Origin of the sequence: Xanthomonas citri pv. citri (assembly GCF_000961215.1) — a bacterium.
Classification (GTDB): Bacteria; Pseudomonadota; Gammaproteobacteria; order Xanthomonadales; family Xanthomonadaceae; genus Xanthomonas; species Xanthomonas cissicola.
The window spans coordinates 2,827,030-2,847,340 of record NZ_CP008998.1 but is presented as its reverse complement, the minus strand read 5'-3'; the positions used below and the strand labels follow the sequence as shown (position 1 = coordinate 2,847,340).

Below are 20,311 nucleotides of genomic sequence, written 5' to 3'. Positions count from 1 at the left end.
GTCGTCGGAGAGCCTTGAATGGCGACGAGTGTGCGTATGCGGAATACCTTGACTTTGTTTTCGTCCAACGACGACGTGTTGTGCCACCGGGTTCGTCTGGTCCTGGCGGCGAAAGGGGTGACCTACGACCTGGTGCCGGTCGACCCGCAAAATCCTCCCGAAGATCTGATCGATCTCAATCCCTATCATTCGGTGCCGACGCTGGTCGAACGCGACCTGGTGCTGTACGCCGCGTCGGTGGTCAGCGAATACCTGGACGAGCGCTATCCGCATCCGCCGCTGATGCCGGTCGACCCGCTCTCGCGCGCGCGTCTGCGCCTGGCGATGTTGCGCATCGAGCATGACTGGGTGCCGCAAGTCCAGGCGATCCAGCTCGGCAACAAGACGCAGGCCGAGGCCGGCCGCAAGCGCCTGAAAGAACTGCTCACCGCATCGGTGCCGTTGTTCAAGGCCAGCAAATTCTTCCTCAATCCGGAAATGAGTCTGGCCGATTGTGCGATGGCGCCGATCATCTGGCGACTGGACGCGTTGGAAATCAGCCTGCCCAAGGACGGCAAGGCGATCGAGGATTACGGCAACCGGATCTTCCGCAACCCGGGCTTTATCCGCAGCCTGACCGATCAGGAAAAGAAGCTGCGCGATCTGCCGGGCTGATGCGACGGCTGTATGCCAACAGACCGACTTCCGATCGCATGGCCGCCGCGACGGGCCATGTACGGGTAAAATGACGCAATGAGCGAAGATTTCCCCCGCATGACCAGCCATCGCCCGTACCTGTTGCGGGCCTTGGTCGAATGGATCAACGACAACGGCATGACGCCGCACGTTTTGGTGGATGCCGGCCTGCCCGGTGTGCAGGTGCCTGCCAGTGCCGTCAAGGACGGTCGCGTCGTCTTGAATATCGCCGAGCGTGCCGTGGTCGGCCTGCAGGTGGACAACGAAAGCGTGAGCTTCACTGCACGCTTCGGTGGCGTGAGCCATCCGGTGATGGTGCCGATGGCTGCCGTGCTGGCGGTCTATGCGCGCGAAACCGGGCAGGGCATGGCGCTGCCGGACGACATCCCCGGCACCAGCAGCGAGCCACCGGATCCGGGCTCGCCACCGCCGAGCGCGCCGACGCCGGACGAGCCGCCCAGCGGTGGCAAGCGCCCGCATCTTCGCGTGGTGAAGTAAGGACAGCGCACCGCCCCCTGCGCCGCCGCAAGGCGAGTGCAGGCCGGTGTTCGGAATCGGCAGGTGCCCCAGTAAACTGACGATTCCCGCGTGCCGTCCACGGTCAACGGTGACGGCGCCCCAGGTTCTGCTGGCTGCGGTGAAAGCGGCCAGCATATGACCTGCAGCCTCGCCAAGTGGAGGGTTCGATTGCACGTGGAGCGCACCCGTCATGTCGATTGCAGCGCGCCGGATGCGTCCGGCGCACTCGAGGACGCGTACGAGTACGAGTACGACATCTATCGCTTCGTGGACGGCGAGCGTTGTCTGATTGCGCGCAGCTACATCGACACGCCGAGTGAGGCGCATTTTCTCAGCATCGAAATTGCCGGCAAGTCGCGTCTATTGAGGGATGCCGACCTGCCGGATCCGGTGTGGCTGTTCGCCCGGGCGCAGCTGCGTCGAGAGGGCAAGCTGCAGTTGTGCTGGCTGAACGGCAGGGACAATGGCTACGAGCCCGTTCCCGCGGATTCGACGTCTTTGGAATAAGTGGCCGGCTGTGTGGAGTGCCGCCGACTGATGCAACGGCCAGCCGCGTGCACAGACGGCGACAGCGCGCAGCGACAGCTCGACGATTGCTGGAATCCACAGGGAAGCTGGTGGGCCAATCGCTGTAACCGGGACATGTGAAGCTGCAGGTATGTCAGGTGTCAGCGCGCACGTGACCTGCAACTGCGCGCCTCACTCCAGACGCTCATGCTCCGGGTGCAATGCCCTGACGGTAGCGACCTGCGGCCCGGTGAAGGCAATCAGTTGATCGCCGCGCAGCACCAGCTTGCCGCTATGGCGATCCACGCCGTCGTAGGAATAGTCGAAGCGGAAGGTGCGCTCGAAGCCCAGCCAGCCGCTGGGCATCCTGCATACGCGGATATTGGTGGAATGCACGCTCTGGTCCAGCCATTGCACGTCGGCCGCGCGGCAGGCATTGCGGCCAAGAATGTCGGCGCGTTCGGCAGCCGCGCGCGAGGAGTTCCAGAACGCGAACAGCGCGGCGCCGGCGATCATGAAAAGAATCAGGCTGGGCATGCCGTCAATGTGCCACGGCACGTGGCCGACGGACAATCGCCGGGCCGGCGCCGCAGCGTTGCGAAGGCGTCGTCTTGTCGACGGCAGAGGCCGTCACCATTGCGCCAAGAGCGGCTAACAAAACGTAGCGAGCAGCTGTCAGTTGGGCGCGGACGGCGCGCTCAGAACCGGAGTGTACGCGAGGTACATGCCGATTCCGAGCACCGGCCGCGCCCGCCTGGCGGCTGCGCAGTCGTTTTGTTAGCCGCTCTAAATCGTTCACTACCGGCCTGGCCCGTGGCTTGTCTGGACCGCTGCGTAGCCCCATTGATGGTGGTTCCCACCGAGTTACATCCGCGCGCCTTGCCGTCATGATGAGCCCTTGCCGTCATGATGAGCAATGGTGTCGGGCATTGCCAATGCATCCTGTCCTGCAACACTTCCATCCTGTGGTCGCTGCATGGTTCGCGCAGACCTTCGCTGCGCCGACACCGGCGCAGATCGCTGCGTGGCCGGCGATCCAGGCCGGACGCCACACGCTGGTGGCCGCGCCCACCGGCTCGGGCAAGACGCTAACGGCGTTCTTCGCCGCCATCGATGCGTTGATCCGCGACGGGCTGGCCAATGGCGGTGCGTTGCCCGACGAAACCCGTGTGGTCTACGTCTCGCCGTTAAAGGCCTTGTCCAATGACATCCACCTCAACCTGGACGCGCCCTTGCAGGGCATCCGTGCGGCGCTGGTCGCCGGCGGCTTGCCGGATGTGCCGATTCGTACCGCGGTGCGTACCGGCGACACCCCGCAGCGCGAGCGCGCGCAGGCGCGTCGCACGCCGCCGCATATTCTGGTGACCACCCCGGAGTCGCTGTACGTGCTGTTGGGGTCGGCATCCGGGCGCACGTCGCTGCGGCAGGTGCGCACCGTGATCGTCGATGAAATCCACGCGGTGGCGTCGGACAAGCGCGGCAGCCACCTGAGCCTGACGCTGGAGCGCTTGCAGCGGCTGGTCGCGCAGCCGATCACGCGGGTGGGGCTGTCGGCGACGCAGAAGCCCATCGAAACGGTGGCGCAATTCCTGGTCGGTGTCGACGCAGACGGCGTGCCGCCGCCGTGCGAGATCGTCGATATCGGCTACACCCGCAGGCGTGATCTGGCCCTGGCGTTGCCGCCCACGCCGCTGAGCGTGGTGATGTCCAACGACCAGTGGCTGCAGGTGTATGCCGATGTGGCCGCACTGGCGCAGCAACATCGCACCACGCTGGTGTTCGTCAACACGCGGCGCATGGCCGAACGCGCGGCGCGGCATCTGGGCGATCTGCTCGGCAAACAGCGCGTGTCGGCGCATCACGGCAGCCTGTCGCGCGAGACGCGCCTGCTGGCCGAGCAACGGCTCAAGGCCGGCGATCTCACCGTGTTGGTGGCGACCGCTTCGCTGGAACTGGGGCTGGATATCGGCGATGTCGATCTGGTCTGCCAGCTCGGTTCGCCGCGCTCGATCGCCACCTTCCTGCAACGTGCCGGGCGTTCCGGACACAAGGTCGGCGGTACGCCCAAGGCGCGCCTGTTTCCGCAGACCCGCGACGAACTGGTCGAATGCGCCGCGCTGCTGGACAGCATCCGCCGCGGCGAACTGGATGCCTTGCGCATTGTGCCGGCGCCGCTGGACGTGCTGGCGCAGCAGATCGTTGCCGAAGCCGCATGCGAAGACTGGGACGAAGATGCGCTGTTCGCGCTGGTGCGGCGCGCGTGGCCGTTCGCCGGGTTGAGCCGTGCCACCTTCGACAGCGTGGTGCGCATGTTGTGCGATGGCTTCAGCACTCGGCTCGGTCCGCGCGCCGGATATCTGCATCGCGATGCGGTGCATCGGCGCTTGCACGCACGGCGCGGTGCGCGCATGACGGCGCTCACCTCCGGCGGCACCATTCCCGAAACCGGCGACTACAGCGTGGTGCTGGAACCGCAGGCCGAAAAGATCGGCACGGTGAACGAGGATTTCGCCGTCGAAAGCCTTACCGGCGATGTGTTCCAGCTCGGCAATGCGAGTTACCGCATCCTGCGCGTGGAGGCCGGGCGCGTGCGCGTGGAAGATGCCAAGGGCGCGCCGCCGAACATTCCGTTCTGGCTGGGCGAAGCGCCGGGTCGTAGCGATGAGCTGTCTGCGGCGGTGTCGCGCCTGCGTGGCGAGATTGCCGCGCGGCTGGACACCGCGCCGCACCAGGCGGCTCGCGACTGGCTGCAGCGCGAGCTGGAGATGTCCGCCGAAGCGGCGCGACAACTGGTGGATTATCTGGCAAACGCTTGCACCGGATTGGGCGCGATGCCGACCCAGCAGTGCCTGGTCATGGAGCGCTTCTTCGATGCCAGCGGCGGTACCCAGCTGGTCATCCATTCGCCGTACGGCAGCCGCATCAATCGTGCGTGGGGGCTGGCGCTGCGCAAGCGCTTCTGCCGCACCTTCAATTTCGAATTGCAGGCTGCAGCCACCGAAGATGCGATTGTGCTGTCGCTGTCGACCAGTCATAGCTTTGCGCTGGAAGAAGTTGGCCGTTACCTGCATTCGTCGTCGGCCGAGCATGTGCTGATCCAGGCATTGCTGGATGCGCCGCTGTTCGGCGTGCGCTGGCGCTGGAACGCCACCAACGCCATGGCGCTGCCGCGCTTCAGTGGCGGCAACAAGGTGGCGCCGCAGTTGCAACGAATGAAGTCCGAAGATTTGCTCGCCACGGTATTCCCGGACCAGGTGGCCTGTGCGGAAAATCTGGTCGGCGAACGCGAGGTGCCCGACCACCCGTTGGTGGCACAGACCCTGGAAGATTGCCTGCACCACGCCATGGATAGCGAAGGCTGGCTGCAGGTGTTGCGCGGCCTGGAATCGGGCGCGGTGACGCTGGTCGCGCGCGACCTGGCGGCGCCGTCGCCGCTGGCCGCCGAAGCCTTGAACGCGCGTCCCTATGCATTTCTCGACGATGCGCCCCTGGAAGAACGCCGTACTCAGGCCGTGCAAAGTCGGCGCTATACGCCGCAGACCAGCGACGACCTGGGACAGCTCGATCCGCAAGCGATTGCCGCAGTGTGCGAAGAAGCCTGGCCACAGCCGCGCGATGCCGAAGAAATGCACGAGGCACTGGTGGGGCTGGGCGTGTTGCCGGTCGCAGAGGCCACCGATGCGCGGTGGCAGGCATGGTTGGCCGCGCTGGCCGCAGCTGGTCGTGCCAGCTGCATTGCCATGCATGGCATCCCGGCGCTGTGGATCAGCGCCGAGCGCATCGACTGGTTCTTGCCGTTGTATCGGCAAGCAACTGCGCAGCCGCCGCTGCAGGCGCCGGCCGATTGCCGCGTTGCCGACTGGCAGCGCGACTGGGCGGTGCGCGAACTGCTGCGCGGGCGCTTGTCCGCCGTTGGCCCGGCACAGGTGCCGGCCTTGTCCAATGCGTTGCAGGTGCCCGAGCCAGAGATCGTGCTGGCGTTGGCGGCCTTGCAACGCGAGGGCTACGTCATGGCCGGGCGGTTCAGTGCGCACGTGCAGGCCGAAGAGTGGTGCGAGCGCCATCTGTTGGCACGCATCCACCGCTACACGTTGGGGCGTCTGCGCCGCGAGATCGAACCGGTATCGCAGCGCGATTACGCGCGTTTTCTGTTCGAGTGGCAGCACGTGGACAGCAGCAGCCGGGTGGCTGGGCCGGATGCGCTGGCCGGCGTGGTGGGGCAGCTCGAAGGCTTCGAGGCGCCTGCGGTGCTGTGGGAGAGCGAGCTATTGCCGGCGCGCATCCGCGACTATCAACCGGCCTGGCTGGACGAGTTGTGCACCGCCGGGCGCACGCTGTGGGCACGCTTGCGGCCCGGCAGCGGCCGCGGCGGCGGCGCACTGCGCAGCACGCCGATCGTGCTGCTGCCACGGCGCGAAGCGCAGCGTTGGAGCGCATTGGCGCGCGATGCCGACGACGCGCCATTGGGCTCCCGCGCGCAACGCGTCATGCAGGTGCTGCAGCAGCAAGGCGCGCTGTTCTTCGATGAAATCGCCGACGCGGCGCATCTGATGAACACCGAGCTGGAAGATGCATTAAGCGAGCTGGTGATGCGCGGCCGCGCGCATTGCGACAGCTATGCCGGTCTGCGCGCGCTGCTGGTGCCGGCGTCCAAGCGGCCGTCGGCACTGTCGCGGCAGCGTCGCCGCGCCAGCGCGCTGGGCATCCGCGATGCGGGTCGCTGGGCGCCGGCGCGGGCGCTGCCCGACTTGCCGCTTGCCGAAGCCGCGCAGCGCCATCAGGACACGCTCGAACACCTCGCGCGCACGCTGTTGCGGCGCTACGGCGTGGTGTGCTGGCGGCTGCTCGAACGCGAGGCCGCATGGCTGCCGCCGTGGCGGGAATTGCTGCGCATGTATCAACGGCTGGAAGCGCGCGGCGAAATCCGCGGCGGGCGGTTCATCGCCGGGCTGTCCGGCGAGCAGTTTGCGTTGCCGGACGCGATTGCGGCCTTGCGCCGTGTGCGCGCGCAGCCATTGCCGCAGCAGTGGATCTGCGTCAGTGCCAGCGACCCAAGCAATCTGCTCGGCAGTCTGCTGCCGGGCGAGCGGGTCGCGCGCGTGCCGGGCAATCGTGTCGTTTCGCTGGATGGGCTGCCCATGGCGGTCTGGGCGGCAGACCGCTTCCAGGCCTTGCAGGAGCTTACGCCCGAGCAAGCCGAGCAGGCGCTGCGTCTGCTGCAGCGCGGACCGGGCGCGGCAGAACAATCGCCGATGGAGCGCTTGTTGGCTCAATCGCCGGCAAGCACCGTGCCTTTTCCGGTCACGCGCGGAAGCGGACGCGATAAATAGCGGCTATCTGCAACCACCCAGCGCCATGGCGCATCCACGGCCTTGCGGATGCCGATGCGCGGCGTGGCCACTGGATTGGACGGAGGCGGCGCGCCGTCGTCTTCGATCCAGAGCCGCGCGGCCGCGGTGCTGAGATCCAGCCCATTGTCCGCAGCGGTCACGCCGAACGCCTGCGCCAGGCGGCCTGGGCCGGTGGTCAACGCAGTGAACGGGGCGGCGCCGCGCGCGGCCTGCATGCGGTCGATACCGTCCAGCGGTTCCAATGCACGGATCAGCACCGCATGCCCGGGCGCACCGCCGCAGACCACGTTGATTGCCCAATGCATGCCATAGATGAAATACACATACAGGTGCCCGGGCGCACCGAACATCACCCGCGTGCGCGGGGTCATGCCGCGGAACGAGTGCGCGGCCGGGTCGTCGCTACCGCAGTAGGCTTCCACTTCGGTGATGCGCCCGCAGCGTCCGTCAGCACTGACCAGCACCTTGTTGAGCAATCGCGGCGCGACCTGGCGGGCGTCGTGGGCATAGAACGTGCGGGGCAAGGGCTTTGCAGGCATGGCCAAAGCATAGCTGCGTGGACGTGATGTCCCAGCGGATTGGCCTGGACAGCGCACGGGCGGGGGTAGGGTTTTTCCGAATATGGGCTGTGACGAGCGCGTGATGTGTCACAAAAGCGCAGATTCGATTGGATGAATAGGCATTCCGGCCCTGGATGCATCTCAAGCGGGTTTTGTCGTCGCCGATAGCCATTAGCGATGGGTTAGACCAGCCGTAGCGCCATGCGATACGCGCAGCGCCATCGCCATCCTGCAGCGCATGTCGCCCACGCACCCTTTTTGAGAGAACTCCCCAATGTTAGGCAACTTCAGAATCGGAACCAGACTGATCGTGGCATTCCTGATCGTCTCGGCCATCGGCGCATGCATCGGGTGGGTGGGCTATTCCAACTCCAGCCGCATCAGTGCGCTGTCGAGCTCGTTGTACGAGCGCGAGTTGCTCGGCATGTCCCACGTCAAGGAAGCCAACATCAACCTCATCTATGCCGGCCGCGCGCGCGCCAACCTGTTGTTGGCCAGCAGTGCAGAAGAGCGCCAGTCGCATGTGCAGAACATCGACAAATACACCGCCAAGGTGGTCGATCACATGGCCCGTGCGCGGGAAAGCTTCCAGAGCGAGGAAGGCAAGAACAAGCTGGCGCAATTCGATCGCGCCTGGCAGAAGTATCTGGACGAGCGCGGCCGCTTCATCGAGGTCGCCAACCGCGAAGCGCTGCGCGAGGCCAATCCGGAACTGGCCGCGCTATCGCGCGCGGTCCGTGCCAGCTCGGACGAAGTGGATAACCTGATGACCGACCTGAGCGGCCTGCGCGAGCGCAGCGCCGCGGCGGCCAACGCGGAAGCCGGTGCGATCCACGCGCGCAGTTCCAGGCTGCTGGTCGCCATCATCTGCAGCGGCGTGTTGCTCGGCGCCATTCTCGGTGTGGTAATCAGCCGCAGCGTCACCGGGCCGATCCGCCGCGCGGTGGCGGTGGCCAACGGCTTGTCGGAAGGCGATCTCACCATGCGTATCGATGTGCACGGCCGCGACGAAACCGCGCAATTGCTCGAAGCGATGCGCACCATGGTCGGGAAGCTGTCGCAGGTGGTCGGCGAGGTCAATACCAGCGCCGAAACCCTTGCCAGCGCGTCGGAAGAAGTCAGCGCCACCGCGCAGTCGCTGTCGCAGGCGGCAAGCGAACAGGCCGCCGGTGTGGAAGAGACCAGTGCTTCGCTGGAGCAGATGACCGCATCGATCAGCCAGAACACCGAGAACGCGCGTATCACCGACGGCATGGCCACCCAGGCCGCCAAGGAGACCGTGGAGGGTGGCGAAGCGGTGGTTGCCACCACCCAGGCGATGAAGCAGATCGCGCAGAAGATCGGCATCATCGACGACATCGCGTACCAGACCAATCTGCTCGCGCTCAATGCCGCGATCGAAGCCGCGCGCGCCGGCGAACATGGCAAGGGGTTTGCCGTGGTCGCCGCGGAGGTGCGCAAGCTGGCCGAACGCAGCCAGGTGGCCGCGCAGGAAATTGGCGAGGTGGCCAGTTCCAGCGTGGAATTGGCGGACCGCGCGGGCCGTTTGCTGGATTCGATCGTGCCCAGCATCAAGCGCACCTCCGACCTGGTGCAGGAAATATCCGCTGCCTCCGAGGAGCAATCTTCCGGCGTCAGCCAGATCAATTCGGCGGTCGTGCAGTTGAGCCAGACCACCCAGCAGAACGCCAGCGCATCCGAAGAACTGGCCGCCACTGCCGAGGAAATGAGCGCGCAGGCCGAACAGCTGCAGCAGAGCATGGCGTTCTTCCGGCTGGGCGGGCAGGGCGCGCCGACTGCGCCGCCCAAGCGCGGCAAGCAGGTCGCCGCGCGACCGGCGCGTGCGGCGGGCACGCGTGGCTGGCGCAGCAACGCAGCGCCGGCGTATGCGATGTCCGAGGGCCCCGACGAAGGCCAGTTCGCGCGTTTCTGAGAGAGCGACCAATGACCGCACCGACGCTTGATGTGATGCCCGGCGACGCCGATGTCGCCGCGCAATATCTGACCTTTCAACTGGATGGCGAAACCTTCGCCACCAGCATTCTCGGCATTCGCGAGATCATTCAGTACCGCGCTCCCACACCGGTGCCGTCGATGCCGGATTGCGTGCGCGGGGTGATCAATCTACGCGGCGCGGTAGTGCCGGTGGTGGACCTGCAATCGCGGCTGGGGCGCGCGGGCAGCGCGATCGGCAAACGCAGCTGCATCGTGATTCTGGCCACCGAGCAGGCGCAGGGCACGCAGGTGATTGGGGTGCTGGTGGATGCGGTCAATGCAGTGATCGAACTGGCCGACCAGGACATCGAAGCGGCGCCGTCGTTCGGCACGCATATCCGCCGCGATCTGCTGCGCGGCATGGGCAAGGTCGGCGAGCGCTTTGTGGTACTGCTGGAGATGGAGCAGGTGCTGCAGGTGGACGAGATCGCCGGAAACACCGACGCACTGGCGGCCTGAGCGACAGCCGTGCCGCAGGGCGATCGGCGCGGGCTGCGTCGATCAGGCCCGCAGCTGCCACCCGTCGAAGCAATGCACGCGGTTGCGGCCATCGTCACGCGCCCGCTGCAACGCGTGCCGCGCACGGGCCAGCAAGGTAGCGCTGTCGAGCGAGGTTGGCGTGGCAACATCCACCAGACCTGCGCTGAGCGTCAGCGGGCCGGTCGGCCAGTGCGCGTCTTCCACCGCCTTGCGCAAGTCTTCGGCAGCAGCAAGGGCTGCAGATGCTGCGGTCGCCGGCAGCGCCACGCAGAATTGATCGCAGGCCAGGCGCGCCACGATTGCGGCAGGCGGAAGCTGCGCTTCCAGCAATGTAGCGACCTGCAGCAAGGTGGCATCGGCCGCTGGCGCGCCGGCCTGCAATTTTTGCCGCTTGAAGCCATCCAGTTCGAGCAGCATGAAACCCAGTGGCGCATCCGCGGCAGAGCTGGGCGCATCGGCAAGCGCGTGCAAGGCGTGCTCCAGCCCGGCGCGATTCCATCGCCCGGTGAGCGCATCGCGCAGTGCATCCAGCTCCACCAGTCGCGCGGCCTGTTGCAGTTCGAGGGTGCTGACGACTTGCCTGGCCAATGCTTGCAGCGCGTCGCGCTCGGCCACCGACAGTCGCCGCGGAACGCGATCCAGCACGCACAGGGTGCCCAGCGCGATGCCGTCCGGGGTCAACAACGGCGCGCCTGCATAGAAGCGGATCTGCGGCTCGCCTGTCACCAGCGCGTTGCCCACAAACCGCTCGTCCAGATGGGTGTCGCCGACTTCCATCACCTGATCGGGTTCGAGAATGGCATGCGCGCAAAACGACAGCTCACGCGGCGTCTCGTTCTGCTGCATGCCGATCCTGGACTTGAACCATTGGCGATGCGTATCGACCAGCGAGATCAGCGCCATCGGCATCCGGCAGACCGCGGCCGCGATCGAGGTGAACGCGTCGTAGCTCGGCTCCGGTGAGGTGTCCAGCAGGCGGTAAGCATGCAGTGCCTCCACGCGCTCATCTTCGTTGGCCGGCAGGCGCGCCCCGATCGTGGCGTTGACGCCGCCTGGCAGCAACGTTGCGTGGATCAGGTTCAACGCGGGTGCGTCGGGTATCTGCATGCAAAACACCACCGGGAACAAGGCGCCATCAAGGCGATGAGGGTTAATGCGACAAGGCACTGGCCGATGCGATCGCCACCTTGGCAATGCACTGCTTCCCAGGGCAGCGGCATACCGGCGAGCGCCTGGCAGGATCTTGCCACAGGAGCGGCGTGGCTGGCCGGCGCCCGCTTCCAGTTCCGCAGACGCAGCATTCTCAGCTGCGCAATAGGGTGCAACGCGCCGCCGGCGATGCAGCACGGGGGTTCCCCGCATCAGCGTTGCCGCGGCGCTGCCCGGTGCCAGGCTGCAGGTTTGGCCAACTCACTTTCCCTGACCAGCCTTGCCAGATGGGCGACGGCTCTGCTCGTCGTGCACCTTCAGATCTTCCTGGCCCGGGCGCTGCTTGGCGGCATCGTCGTGCCGGCGGTCTTGCTGGCTCTCGGTCACGCCGTGCGCATCGTCGGCGACCTCGTCGGGCTGTTGGTCTTTCTTGCTCATGGTGTGGGTCCGCTGTGGAGTGAAGCCGGACGTTAGCGCGCGCGATGTGATCCCCACGCCACGGCGACCGGCCCGCCTGCACCGCAGGTGGTCCCACAGTCCCCCTCAAAACGCGCAAGCCCCGGAAACATGAGGTTTCCAGGGCTCGTGCGTTTGACTCGATGGTGGAGCGGAAGGGGATCGAACCCTCGACCTTCGCGATGCGAATGAGGTTCGACTTCTTCCACCGCCACTGACGGAAGGTTTTGATTCGAAAGGGCTTTTCCGATCGCACCCGAACCCCTTTCAAATCAAGAAGTTACACCAAAAGCGTCGGGCACTTCGTTTTTCGGTAGATTCCGGTATGCGCCGGGATTTCGCATGTTACCGAAAAAATTCGTCCCGGAGTGGCGCAGATTTGGAGCAGGCATCCTGCGCACTCAGAGATTTTCTCCTGCTGAGTCGTCCGCCGCCTCCACCTGCTGCCAATCGTCCGCGATCTTCTTCCAGTTGATCGGCCGTTCCACTGCGACCTCTTGCCCTACGTCGTTCAGCCCCTTGCCGGACCATACCGCCCAAAAATCCGGGTCGTCGGATTTTGGCCGTTGCGATTCAGGCAACTTGTTCATCTCCACCAGCACGGGCAGCTCCGAGGCCCAGCCCATCAAAATCGCATGCCGTGACGGAAGCGACGGAAGATCTCTAAGCAAACCGCGCAGATTGTCAGGTACTAATCGGTGTACCAACTCTTGGTCGCGATCGTTGCTGATGCGGTGCAATAGATAACTGTTGCACTGAGACAGGACCGTGGGCGACAGCTCGCTGGGGCGCTGGGAGGACAGCACCAGCCCAAGGCCGAACTTGCGACCCTCACGGGCGATTTTCTCAAACACCTGGCAACAGATTGCAGCAGCATTTTGGTTTTCGGCATTGTCGTTGTATCGACGGATGAAGGTGTGTGCCTCCTCCATCACCAAGACTGTAGGTAACGTTTTTCCTTTGCTGAGTTTGCGGTATCGCTGCAAGGCCTCCAAGGTCATGCGGGCAATCACGGCGGTAACGATATGAACGACATCTGCCGGCACGAGCGATAGGTCAATTACTGTCACAGAGCCATTGGAGCCGCGATCGTCGCCTATGTAGTCCGCCAGCCAACCGGCCAGCGTCACCCCGTCGTCGTCACCGCTGATGGTTTTCATGCGGCTATCCGAGAGAATCGTTCGGATGCGCATCAGCATCGTCTCGACGTACTCGGACACATTCAACAACTCCGCGTTGGCCTCTACGCTGCGCAATAGCTGATCGCCGGAAAACGCGCGGGGAACATCGGCGTCGATCGGTAAAGTATCGGCATCGCTGCCGCCAAACGCAGCGTGCGCCGCACGAGCAAGTGATAGGAACTCGTCGACTTCCTGAGTGGTGAACTTTTGCTCCGAATATTGCGCCTTGCGGGCCTGCTCGAAATCTGAAATTTTCTGTCGCAGTGCTCCCAATGCCGCGCTCTCGTCCGGGGTAAAGCTGCCGTCATTCGACAGGCTCTCCTGCCAGACTAGAGCCCCCTGAAGAAAGTTCTTTGGGTGTGGGAAGTTCGCCCAGGGTCTTCCTGCGTTTCGTTCAATTTGAATTATGCTCACGAGTGTCCGCAGAAAGCGCCGCATCTCATGACTCGGCATAGAGGCGGTGTCGACTGAGCCATCTCGCACCGAGCGAAGGGCTTGAATCAGCGTAGGTCTCTGCGCCTTGGCGCTCGCTTGTGTAAAAGCGCTCCATTCAGCGCTGTTCCAAAACCAAAGCGGCACCTTCAACTGACTGATCCCGCCGTCGTGGTCGGCCTCCACGGCAAACACGCGAACCTTGCTCATGTCACGGAAGGTATTCGCATACTCTCCGTTCGGGTCAAGCACAATAAAGCGAGCATTGGGATCGTCATCGCCACGGACCTTTTTCGCCTCCGCCATCGACCAACGAATCAGGCCGGCTACGGAGCAGGACTTGCCACTGCCTGTATTGCCCAACACGGCTAGATGGCGACCAAACAAGCGGTCAGGATCAATCATCACCTTGGCGTTCGCAGCCAACGGACTTATACCGATCATGACTCTGCGGTTATCCCCGGACTCGACAATGGCACGCAGTTGATTCTGTGTTGGTAACAGTACCGGAGCCCCGACCGAGGGATAAGCGTCTACGCCACGGCGAAAGCTGTAGCGCTCCGTGCCTCCATGGGTTCCCTCGTAAGTCAAGCGGCCCAAGGGATTGAGGCTCATTTTGCGCAATGGGTACGGCAGGTCCACCAGTCCGAAGTCCTGCATGCCCTTGCGTTTCGAGTACTGAGATCGCTCTACCGTGATCCATTCCACTTGGGCAACAAGATGGCCTTCGTCACTGGGCACCAGCACGTAGCCGTTAATGCGGGGAAAGGGGCGCGGCGTACCGGTATTTAGCGCGACATTATCTGGGGCTTCAATGTCCAGAAGCACCTTGATCTCATCCGGCGAAACGAAATCGATGTTCTCGATCCGAAGTGAATCAGCATATGCGAGCGGCGACAGTGTCATGGCAAATCCTCTATGCCAAGATCGTCCTTGGAGCCGTCCCCCTCCGCTTTCTGCACAGGAGGCGCGGTATGCCAGCGCTGTTTGAGCAACTCACTCATTCGGAACGTCGTCTTATCGATCGCAGCCTTGGGCAGAAAGTTCTCGGTCAGCTTCTGCAGGTCAGCCAAGGCCGGACCGATCATCAAACTGATTTGCGGGGGACGCCCGAGCTCCTCGTAGGTCTTCATGATTCGGTCGAGCGGGTCGTTGAAGGAGATCACCACAAGGTGTGTGGACGGAATCGTGAGCATGTCGCGAATCACGCGATTGATGTGCTCATCGCCAAAGCTATATCCGTAGGTGACCAGTGTGCTGTTCGGGCGGCAAATCGCCGCTGCGAGATCGCGGAATAGCTCCACATACGGGTAGTCGGAGGTCTCCCTGTCCTTGGCCGCATTTGGATAAATCATCAGTTCGTGCGCACTCGCACTCTCAAGCCCCGGAGCTTCCAAGTACGGTTGGACACTTTCTGCGCCAAAGGGCAAGCCGACTCTACGTATGTCACTGCCCGTTTGCACCCAATCGACAGAGCCATGCAGCTTGGTGAAGCGGGCAACGCCTTCCAGATACCGTGGCTCGCCACGAATGCCTGGCGGGTTGTAATGCATGTCCAAATCCAACCGCGATGAACGGAAGATTGGCGTGAGATTGCCGAGGAAGCGATCCAGCAGGTGCAGCCCAGCCAACTCAGCACCAGCTTCGATTAGCCTGTCATAGTTGGTGGTAAAGATGTTCAGTCGATCACGTACGCCGCTTCGGCTCGCGAAGCTCATTAGAAATGCAACAAGCGTATTGAGAGCCTGCTCGCGTCTAGCCTCCTCAGCAGTCGCGATCCCTCTTTCACTTTGCAGAATCGACTTTGAAAAGGCATTTAAGATCCCGGTGAGGTCCTGCTCCAACGCTTCGGCTTCGTCGCTAATGCCAAGGATTTGCAAACCACGCAGTAGCTCGTTGGCAACACGCAGCTGGTCTTCCAGATTACCTTTCGCGCGTCCAGCTCCCTTAGCAGCATCCTGAGCCGCGCCGTCAATTTCGTCTTGGTAGCGGGAGAATTTAACAGCGTCCATGCCAGCAGCTGCTTTGCTGGTCGCTAGATAATGCACCGCATGAGTCAGACCCGATCCTGCCAATAGCGATAGATGTTCTGATTGAAATAAAGAGGTTAGCCAAGGCTCGACCCGATTTCGGAGGTCGTTAAGCCCGAACTCTTGACCGGTTACCCAAGAGGCATCGGAGTCCGGGGTACGCTTAAAAGTATTGATCTTCTTAGTCGGTCCAAAGCATATCGGTCGATGATCGTCCCTGACCTTCAGAGTGTTTTCGAACTGGTCTTGTTCTTTTCCGCCACTCATGTCTGCGCCCCCGTCGCTATCAGCACCTGACCTGTGCACCCAGTGGATTATATCAGTATAGCCCGGTACAATCGGCCGAGTCAGCGCTTTACCTGTCGCTAGACGGCCAGCTTTTTCTCGGGCTGCATAGGCAGACCGTCAGACCGGAAATAACCCCGGTTGACGTTTCCGGGCAGAGCCAGCGACAGAGCACTGATGCCTCTTTGAGGCCGCTCTACCGATCGAGCAGGCATCGGCGGAGCGAAGAAGAACCTGCAAGGAAAACCATCGATGAATCGACGGATCGATGGCGAGTACCGACTCGATGTACAGATGCGCGCGCGGACGCTTCCCTGAGAGGATAGCTGCAAGACCGGAACGAACACACAGCGCCGCACACCGCGACATCTGTACATACCCCTGGGCGCGGGGGCACCGTTGACGAATACGTACGTTTCCTTTTGCCACCTGACCCGTACGGCAGGCGATGGGGCGATTGCAGAAGGCGTACGTCCATGCAACGCTCCAAACCTCCGTTTTTTGCCGGGCATGCCGGCAGCTCACTTCCGTACTTGTCATCGCTGTACCCTCCCGCCCTGTCAATTGCGCAGGTGGCGGAGATTACCAGCGAAGCGCCGCAAACCATCCGGAATCGCCTCAGCAAAGGCACGTACCCAATATTCTCTTGGAAGGCTGGCCGGAAGCGCGTCTTTCGGCTCATCGATGTTGCCGCGTTTATCGATCAGCAAATTGCCGTTGACCCGTCCAATCCGGCCAATCGGCCAGCCCGACGCGGCCGGCCGACGAAGGTCCAGCAGGTAGCGAAACTGCAAGCGCGGCCGAGCGCCCCGCAATCGCCCCACTCATCCGGGTTGGTAGGGGGGGCGCGATGAACGTGAAGGCTCGAATCGACCCATCGGCATGGCAAGCCGGATTTGATGCCGGCGAAGCAGGTCACCCCATGACTCCGTGCCCGCAGAATCTTGACCCGTTCTCGTACTTTTCCGGATGGATCGAGGGCGACGCCAAGAGACAGGGGTTCGAGCATAGCCTTGGAGGTGCTGCATGAAGAGCCTCCGGGTAGCCCACGATGCACTGGAAGAGCGCCCTAGCGAAGAGCCCGTTACCTACGGTCAAGTCGCTTCAGCTCCGGCTCACGCAACGACGACGTCGCGGGAAGAACGGCTGATCAAGTTTGGCCTATCAATTGAGTCGGAACCACCCAGTGGCCACGATATGACCTTCACGCATGCCGTCTTTTGCCAAGTCGGTCTTCCGCGAGCCAAGGTGCTGGGACGGGAGTTTGTGCGGCAATCCGGCTCTGTCTGGCTAAGCGTGCAGGCTGGGCTCCTCGATGAAGGCAACGGACCGGTGGTCCAGCCCATTCCGTATGGAGCGATGCCGCGCCTCGCGCTCGCGTGGGTGTCCACCTATGCAAAACGGCACAAGACACGCGAGATACCGATCGGCGACAGCGCCGCGGAGTTCCTTCGCCTGGTTGGAATGGACTCGCAAGGAAATCGGTACGTCACGCTGCGCAAACAAATGCATGCACTGGCGGCGTGTCGGCTGCAGCTCGGATACAAAGGGCGCACGTTCAACGGTGAGCCGATCGAGCAATTCGACGCTTGGCTTGGCAACCGGGATGCTAGGCAACGATCTTTGTGGCCTGGCGTCATGCTGCTGTCGGAGAGCTACTTCCAAGAGTTGATGGAGAAAGGAGTCCCGCTGGACAACCGCGCCCTGATGGCCTTGAAAGGTTCAGCATTGGCGCTTGATGTCTACGCTTGGCTGGCCTATCGCCTGCATCAGATACAGGGGCGCGGGCCGAAGGTTTACTGGCGAAATCTACGTGAGCAATTCGGCCAAGAATACAAGGGCAAGGACCCGGACAAGGACTTCAAGAAAAAATTCCTGACAGCGTTGCAAGCCGTGATGGCGGTCTACCCACAGGCCAAGGTCAAGCGCATAACAGGCGGCCTGCTATTGATGGCATCACCACCACCGATTCGACCCGCTGTGCATGCTGTTAGCAAGCCTGTGGACTCTACAAATTATCCACGTTAGATCGGCCCCCGCGAAGACGTTAAATCGGCCCCCTTCACAAGGGGCTTACCACGTTAAATCAGCCCCCATTGGCGCGTTAAATCGGACCTCCCCTAAACCTGTAAGGTTTGCTTGTAAAGGTTCCTGTAACTTCTTCTGGTAGTTGGTGCCCGTGGACTTGTGGACAATGCGCTTCGCGCACCAGCGACGGCCCGTGGACAACCGCAAGCGGTTGCCCACAGTTCGACGCCTTTGCCCACAGGGTCCACCGGCCTATTCGCTACATGTGGACAATGCGCTGCGCGCACCGCCCCTTCGGGCCTTTGCCCACATTCCGCTTTCCCAGCTATCGATACGTACGATCGGCAATAAAAGCGGCAGCATCGACGGCTCTGCTCACCTTGTCTCCACCCAGGAAGCTACCTGACGAGCTCGCCCGAACGCACAATTTGACCGTAAGTCTCGATGGCTTCTTGAACGGCCGCATCATCGTCGATACGCAAGCTCCGGCGCTCGTCGCTGAGCCGCTTTTGCAGCTCAAGCAATTCGTCAATTCGACGCACGTCCGGCCGTGACTTTTCCCGTTCTTTGCTAATGTCGCGCGATGCGACCGCGATCGCGTTGCCGATCGTCTCGAGTGCCGTCTCGTAGTCCGCCAGTTGATCATCCGTCCAGGTCATCACATCGCCTCTCGTCCTCGTCGATTCATAAAGCCTGTCACGATCGACTTTGTTTCACAATCTGCCGACCTTGCCGAGTGAGCTTCCATCGTCGTCACGCTTGTCTTCCCATCGTCCATCGATCGGCGTTGCTTGCTCCTAAGGCTGCGCACTTTACATGCAGCCCGTGAGCAGTGAGAGAGTGCCGTTTTGATGAACGAAAAATGTCTTATCGATTGGCACATGTCTGGGAGAAACAACACACTCCCAGCCGACGAGTAGTGCGCCGAAAGGAGTTGCTTTGAACTATTCAGAGCTCCTCTTTGCATCCTTCGATTTCGATTGAAAAAAATCGTCCACGCAAGCTACCTTCAAACTTCCAACAACCACAGCGTAACTTCGGGGACAGGGTAGGGTTTGCTATACCGCCATAAATGGCGTCCTAGCAACCGGCAGCGCACCAGTCATTTCACTCCCTACGCGCAGCCTACCGTCCCTGCTCAGGGCTTCGCCCCGAGACCCCGAATTCGAGAGAGATTGGCGTAACAGTGAGTACGAGCGAACAGTGACGAAGGACGGGCATGCTTCCGCCGATACGGTGCTATGAGGACGAGGAGGCTTTGGTCTGCGAAAGGGCACGTGATTGCGGTATGAGCGTCGGGCAATTTGTGCTCGCAGCCGCGCTTGGCCGCCGCACGCGCACCAAGATCGAAACACACATTCTCAATGAGCTTCGCAGGCTCGGCGGCTTTCCACGAAGCCGCTCGGCGGAAGCGCCGTGAAATCCAAGAGACCGGCACGGACGCCGCCGCCCGGAACGTGCTGTACAGCGTCGTCGTATCCGAGACGCTGCGGGAGCGCGATCGACTGCGGCGCGAGATCCGCAAAGAAGTGTCAGGCACTGTACGCTGATACGACGAATCGTAGGCTGTCATATCGCGAATGGGTGGAGCAACAGGCGGCCACCAGCGATAGTGCGGCTATCGGCCAGCTACGGGGGCGCGTTCGAGCTTACCGGCAGCGAACAATTCAAGCGACGCGCGATCGCCCTTATGGTGGAACATGGAATTGACGCCCGGCTTCGAGACGCCGAGCAACGAGCGTTGCGGCGTGCCAAAGCAGCGGCAGCAGCGAAGCAAACGGGGATGTAAGCCGGAACCCCAGAAAATTCCGTCACCCAGACGCCGCGACGTACTCAGCCAGGCGCTCCCTGGCTTCATCCATATCGAACGTCTTGGGATTGAACGGTCCGCCTAGCCACTCGACGAGTTCGCGTCGGCGGGCGTTGCGGTGACCAGCGAGTACCCTGAGCATGTCCCCATAACCCCACGGCCCGCCACAATCTTCCGGTGGGCAGGCATATTTGCCGGCAATCACGCGCGGGTAGGTTCCCGTCGGCCTTGCCATTGTCTTCTCGACTGTCACCCGGTGCTGCCAGTTGTCGCTAAAGTCGTAGGTGTAGGTAAGCGCGTCACCGACGCGGCATACATCGCGCAACCGCAACTCGCTACTGATCTGACTACCGTAGCCGCGCCCGTCCTGGTATGAGAATAGGTGCATTAGTTCCCAGCCCATGACGCCCACTCGATTGTGTTTTGCGTGAAAAAACCAATTAAATCAATGACTTGCAAAATAGCTCAGCATGGATGCCATGAAAAATGCCATTTCTCATAACTTTGCAGGTCGCTTAGATCAACACCCAGCCATCTAAGGCGAAGCACGGGGCCATGTCTCGCCCGTTGTCCGTCGCGGTATTGAGGCATGACTTCACCTGGTCAAGTGCATCTCCTACGACGATGGCGCGGGCAAAATCCACGGTTACGGCGATCTTCTTGGGGACCGTGAGAACAAAACGCATGTGGCCCCACTGGTCATGCTCCGCATCATAGGTCGCTTGCCAGTAGTCGTATTCCGCAGGCAACTCGAACAGTCGTGCCGTCAGCTTGAACTTCTGCCCGTCCACACGTTGGTGGGCGCCAAGGGAAATATCGTGCTGAGGGACTCTTCCAAGCTGCATGCTTTGCC

The 20,311-nt window shown here is 62.5% G+C and carries 18 protein-coding genes, 1 other RNA gene and 1 pseudogene; 9 read left to right on the top strand and 11 right to left on the bottom strand.

Annotated features, from left to right (window positions below):
• Positions 1-18 precede the first annotated feature (18 nt).
• The 3 genes from AMD14_RS12925 (at position 19) to AMD14_RS12915 (ending at position 1,701) form a co-directional block, all read left to right on the top strand.
• Positions 19-654, top strand: coding sequence for a glutathione S-transferase N-terminal domain-containing protein (locus AMD14_RS12925; RefSeq protein WP_005915265.1), 636 nt, complete (start codon positions 19-21; stop codon positions 652-654).
• A 78-nt stretch (positions 655-732) separates the two neighbouring features.
• A complete protein-coding gene (locus AMD14_RS12920) occupies positions 733-1,173 on the top strand; it encodes a ClpXP protease specificity-enhancing factor (RefSeq protein ID WP_005915263.1) in 441 nt (146 codons plus the stop codon).
• Positions 1,174-1,362: 189 nt separating this feature from the next.
• A complete protein-coding gene (locus tag AMD14_RS12915) occupies positions 1,363-1,701 on the top strand; it encodes a hypothetical protein (protein WP_015463326.1) in 339 nt (112 codons plus the stop codon).
• Between the two features lie 192 nt (positions 1,702-1,893).
• Here AMD14_RS12915 and AMD14_RS12910 read toward each other — a convergent pair whose 3' ends face one another.
• Positions 1,894-2,274, bottom strand: coding sequence for a DUF3301 domain-containing protein (locus AMD14_RS12910; RefSeq protein WP_011051598.1), 381 nt, complete (start codon positions 2,272-2,274; stop codon positions 1,894-1,896).
• Between the two features lie 76 nt (positions 2,275-2,350).
• Positions 2,351-2,427, bottom strand: a non-coding RNA gene (locus tag AMD14_RS23470) — sX9 sRNA.
• 209 nt (positions 2,428-2,636) lie between these two features.
• Between AMD14_RS23470 and AMD14_RS12905 the strand changes: the two genes are divergently transcribed.
• Positions 2,637-7,031 carry a DEAD/DEAH box helicase gene (locus AMD14_RS12905; protein WP_045714592.1) on the top strand — a complete coding sequence of 1,465 codons (4,395 nt, stop codon included), beginning with the start codon at positions 2,637-2,639 and terminating at the stop codon, positions 7,029-7,031.
• Here AMD14_RS12905 and AMD14_RS12900 read toward each other — a convergent pair.
• A complete protein-coding gene (locus AMD14_RS12900) occupies positions 6,971-7,576 on the bottom strand; it encodes a DNA-3-methyladenine glycosylase (RefSeq protein WP_170914521.1) in 606 nt (201 codons plus the stop codon). The two genes, AMD14_RS12905 and AMD14_RS12900, sit on opposite strands and share 61 nt — an antisense overlap.
• A gap of 310 nt (positions 7,577-7,886) precedes the next feature.
• On the opposite strand from AMD14_RS12900, the gene AMD14_RS12895 reads away from it, so the two are divergent.
• A complete protein-coding gene (locus tag AMD14_RS12895) occupies positions 7,887-9,545 on the top strand; it encodes a methyl-accepting chemotaxis protein (RefSeq protein ID WP_011051595.1) in 1,659 nt (552 codons plus the stop codon).
• An 11-nt stretch (positions 9,546-9,556) separates the two neighbouring features.
• Complete coding sequence (locus AMD14_RS12890) at positions 9,557-10,066, top strand: chemotaxis protein CheW (protein WP_011051594.1); 510 nt, start codon at positions 9,557-9,559, stop codon at positions 10,064-10,066.
• Positions 10,067-10,108: 42 nt separating this feature from the next.
• On the opposite strand, the gene AMD14_RS12885 is transcribed toward AMD14_RS12890, so the two are convergent.
• From AMD14_RS12885 to AMD14_RS12865, 5 genes are all read right to left on the bottom strand, one after another.
• On the bottom strand, positions 10,109-11,215 hold the full coding sequence (locus tag AMD14_RS12885; RefSeq protein ID WP_016849926.1) for a sensor domain-containing diguanylate cyclase: 1,107 nt from the start codon (positions 11,213-11,215) through the stop codon (positions 10,109-10,111).
• Between the two features lie 282 nt (positions 11,216-11,497).
• Positions 11,498-11,674, bottom strand: coding sequence for a hypothetical protein (locus AMD14_RS25060; RefSeq protein WP_003485979.1), 177 nt, complete (start codon positions 11,672-11,674; stop codon positions 11,498-11,500).
• A 419-nt stretch (positions 11,675-12,093) separates the two neighbouring features.
• Positions 12,094-14,211, bottom strand: coding sequence for an ATP-binding protein (locus AMD14_RS12875; RefSeq protein WP_015463321.1), 2,118 nt, complete (start codon positions 14,209-14,211; stop codon positions 12,094-12,096).
• Positions 14,208-15,602, bottom strand: a complete 1,395-nt coding sequence (locus AMD14_RS12870; protein WP_011051590.1) for an SIR2 family protein — start codon at positions 15,600-15,602, stop codon at positions 14,208-14,210. Before AMD14_RS12870 ends, AMD14_RS12875 begins: the two co-directional genes overlap by 4 nt.
• A gap of 578 nt (positions 15,603-16,180) precedes the next feature.
• Entirely contained in the window at positions 16,181-16,414 is a 234-nt protein-coding gene (locus AMD14_RS12865) for a hypothetical protein (RefSeq protein ID WP_040107635.1), read from the bottom strand.
• A 232-nt stretch (positions 16,415-16,646) separates the two neighbouring features.
• Here AMD14_RS12865 and AMD14_RS12860 point away from each other — a divergent pair, with 232 nt between their 5' ends.
• Complete coding sequence (locus AMD14_RS12860; protein WP_011051588.1) at positions 16,647-17,648, top strand: replication protein RepA; 1,002 nt, start codon at positions 16,647-16,649, stop codon at positions 17,646-17,648.
• A gap of 398 nt (positions 17,649-18,046) precedes the next feature.
• Here AMD14_RS12860 and AMD14_RS12855 read toward each other — a convergent pair whose 3' ends face one another.
• Positions 18,047-18,307, bottom strand: a complete 261-nt coding sequence (locus tag AMD14_RS12855) for a hypothetical protein (protein WP_015463320.1) — start codon at positions 18,305-18,307, stop codon at positions 18,047-18,049.
• A gap of 629 nt (positions 18,308-18,936) precedes the next feature.
• On the opposite strand from AMD14_RS12855, the gene AMD14_RS25500 reads away from it, so the two are divergent.
• Positions 18,937-19,068 (top strand): hypothetical protein, encoded by a 132-nt coding sequence (locus tag AMD14_RS25500; RefSeq protein ID WP_108722281.1) that lies wholly within the window; start codon positions 18,937-18,939, stop codon positions 19,066-19,068.
• 192 nt (positions 19,069-19,260) lie between these two features.
• The gene (locus AMD14_RS25695) at positions 19,261-19,437 is read left to right on the top strand and encodes an LPD7 domain-containing protein (RefSeq protein WP_015463318.1); all 177 of its coding nucleotides are present in this window, start codon (positions 19,261-19,263) and stop codon (positions 19,435-19,437) included.
• Positions 19,438-19,459: 22 nt separating this feature from the next.
• Here AMD14_RS25695 and AMD14_RS12845 read toward each other — a convergent pair.
• Both AMD14_RS12845 and AMD14_RS12840 read right to left on the bottom strand, forming a co-directional pair.
• Positions 19,460-19,867 (bottom strand): annotated as a pseudogene (locus AMD14_RS12845) (plasmid pRiA4b ORF-3 family protein); the annotation flags it as partial.
• 106 nt (positions 19,868-19,973) lie between these two features.
• Positions 19,974-20,303 carry a hypothetical protein gene (locus AMD14_RS12840; protein ID WP_015463316.1) on the bottom strand — a complete coding sequence of 110 codons (330 nt, stop codon included), beginning with the start codon at positions 20,301-20,303 and terminating at the stop codon, positions 19,974-19,976.
• Positions 20,304-20,311 lie beyond the last annotated feature (8 nt).

Excerpts from the sequence above, each read along its gene's own strand:
- AMD14_RS25500 (WP_108722281.1), top strand. The coding sequence starts at position 18,937 with ATGAGCGTCGGGCAATTTGTGCTCGCAGCCGCGCTTGGCCGCCGCACG.
- AMD14_RS12925 (WP_005915265.1), top strand. The coding sequence starts at position 19 with ATGGCGACGAGTGTGCGTATGCGGAATACCTTGACTTTGTTTTCGTCC.
- AMD14_RS12875 (WP_015463321.1), bottom strand. The coding sequence starts at position 14,211 with ATGACACTGTCGCCGCTCGCATATGCTGATTCACTTCGGATCGAGAAC.
- AMD14_RS12890 (WP_011051594.1), top strand. The coding sequence starts at position 9,557 with ATGACCGCACCGACGCTTGATGTGATGCCCGGCGACGCCGATGTCGCC.
- AMD14_RS12860 (WP_011051588.1), top strand. The coding sequence starts at position 16,647 with ATGAAGAGCCTCCGGGTAGCCCACGATGCACTGGAAGAGCGCCCTAGC.
- AMD14_RS25060 (WP_003485979.1), bottom strand. The coding sequence starts at position 11,674 with ATGAGCAAGAAAGACCAACAGCCCGACGAGGTCGCCGACGATGCGCAC.
- AMD14_RS12840 (WP_015463316.1), bottom strand. The coding sequence starts at position 20,303 with ATGCAGCTTGGAAGAGTCCCTCAGCACGATATTTCCCTTGGCGCCCAC.
- AMD14_RS12855 (WP_015463320.1), bottom strand. The coding sequence starts at position 18,307 with ATGACCTGGACGGATGATCAACTGGCGGACTACGAGACGGCACTCGAG.
- AMD14_RS12870 (WP_011051590.1), bottom strand. The coding sequence starts at position 15,602 with ATGAGTGGCGGAAAAGAACAAGACCAGTTCGAAAACACTCTGAAGGTC.
- AMD14_RS12920 (WP_005915263.1), top strand. The coding sequence starts at position 733 with ATGAGCGAAGATTTCCCCCGCATGACCAGCCATCGCCCGTACCTGTTG.
- AMD14_RS12905 (WP_045714592.1), top strand. The coding sequence starts at position 2,637 with ATGCATCCTGTCCTGCAACACTTCCATCCTGTGGTCGCTGCATGGTTC.
- AMD14_RS12895 (WP_011051595.1), top strand. The coding sequence starts at position 7,887 with ATGTTAGGCAACTTCAGAATCGGAACCAGACTGATCGTGGCATTCCTG.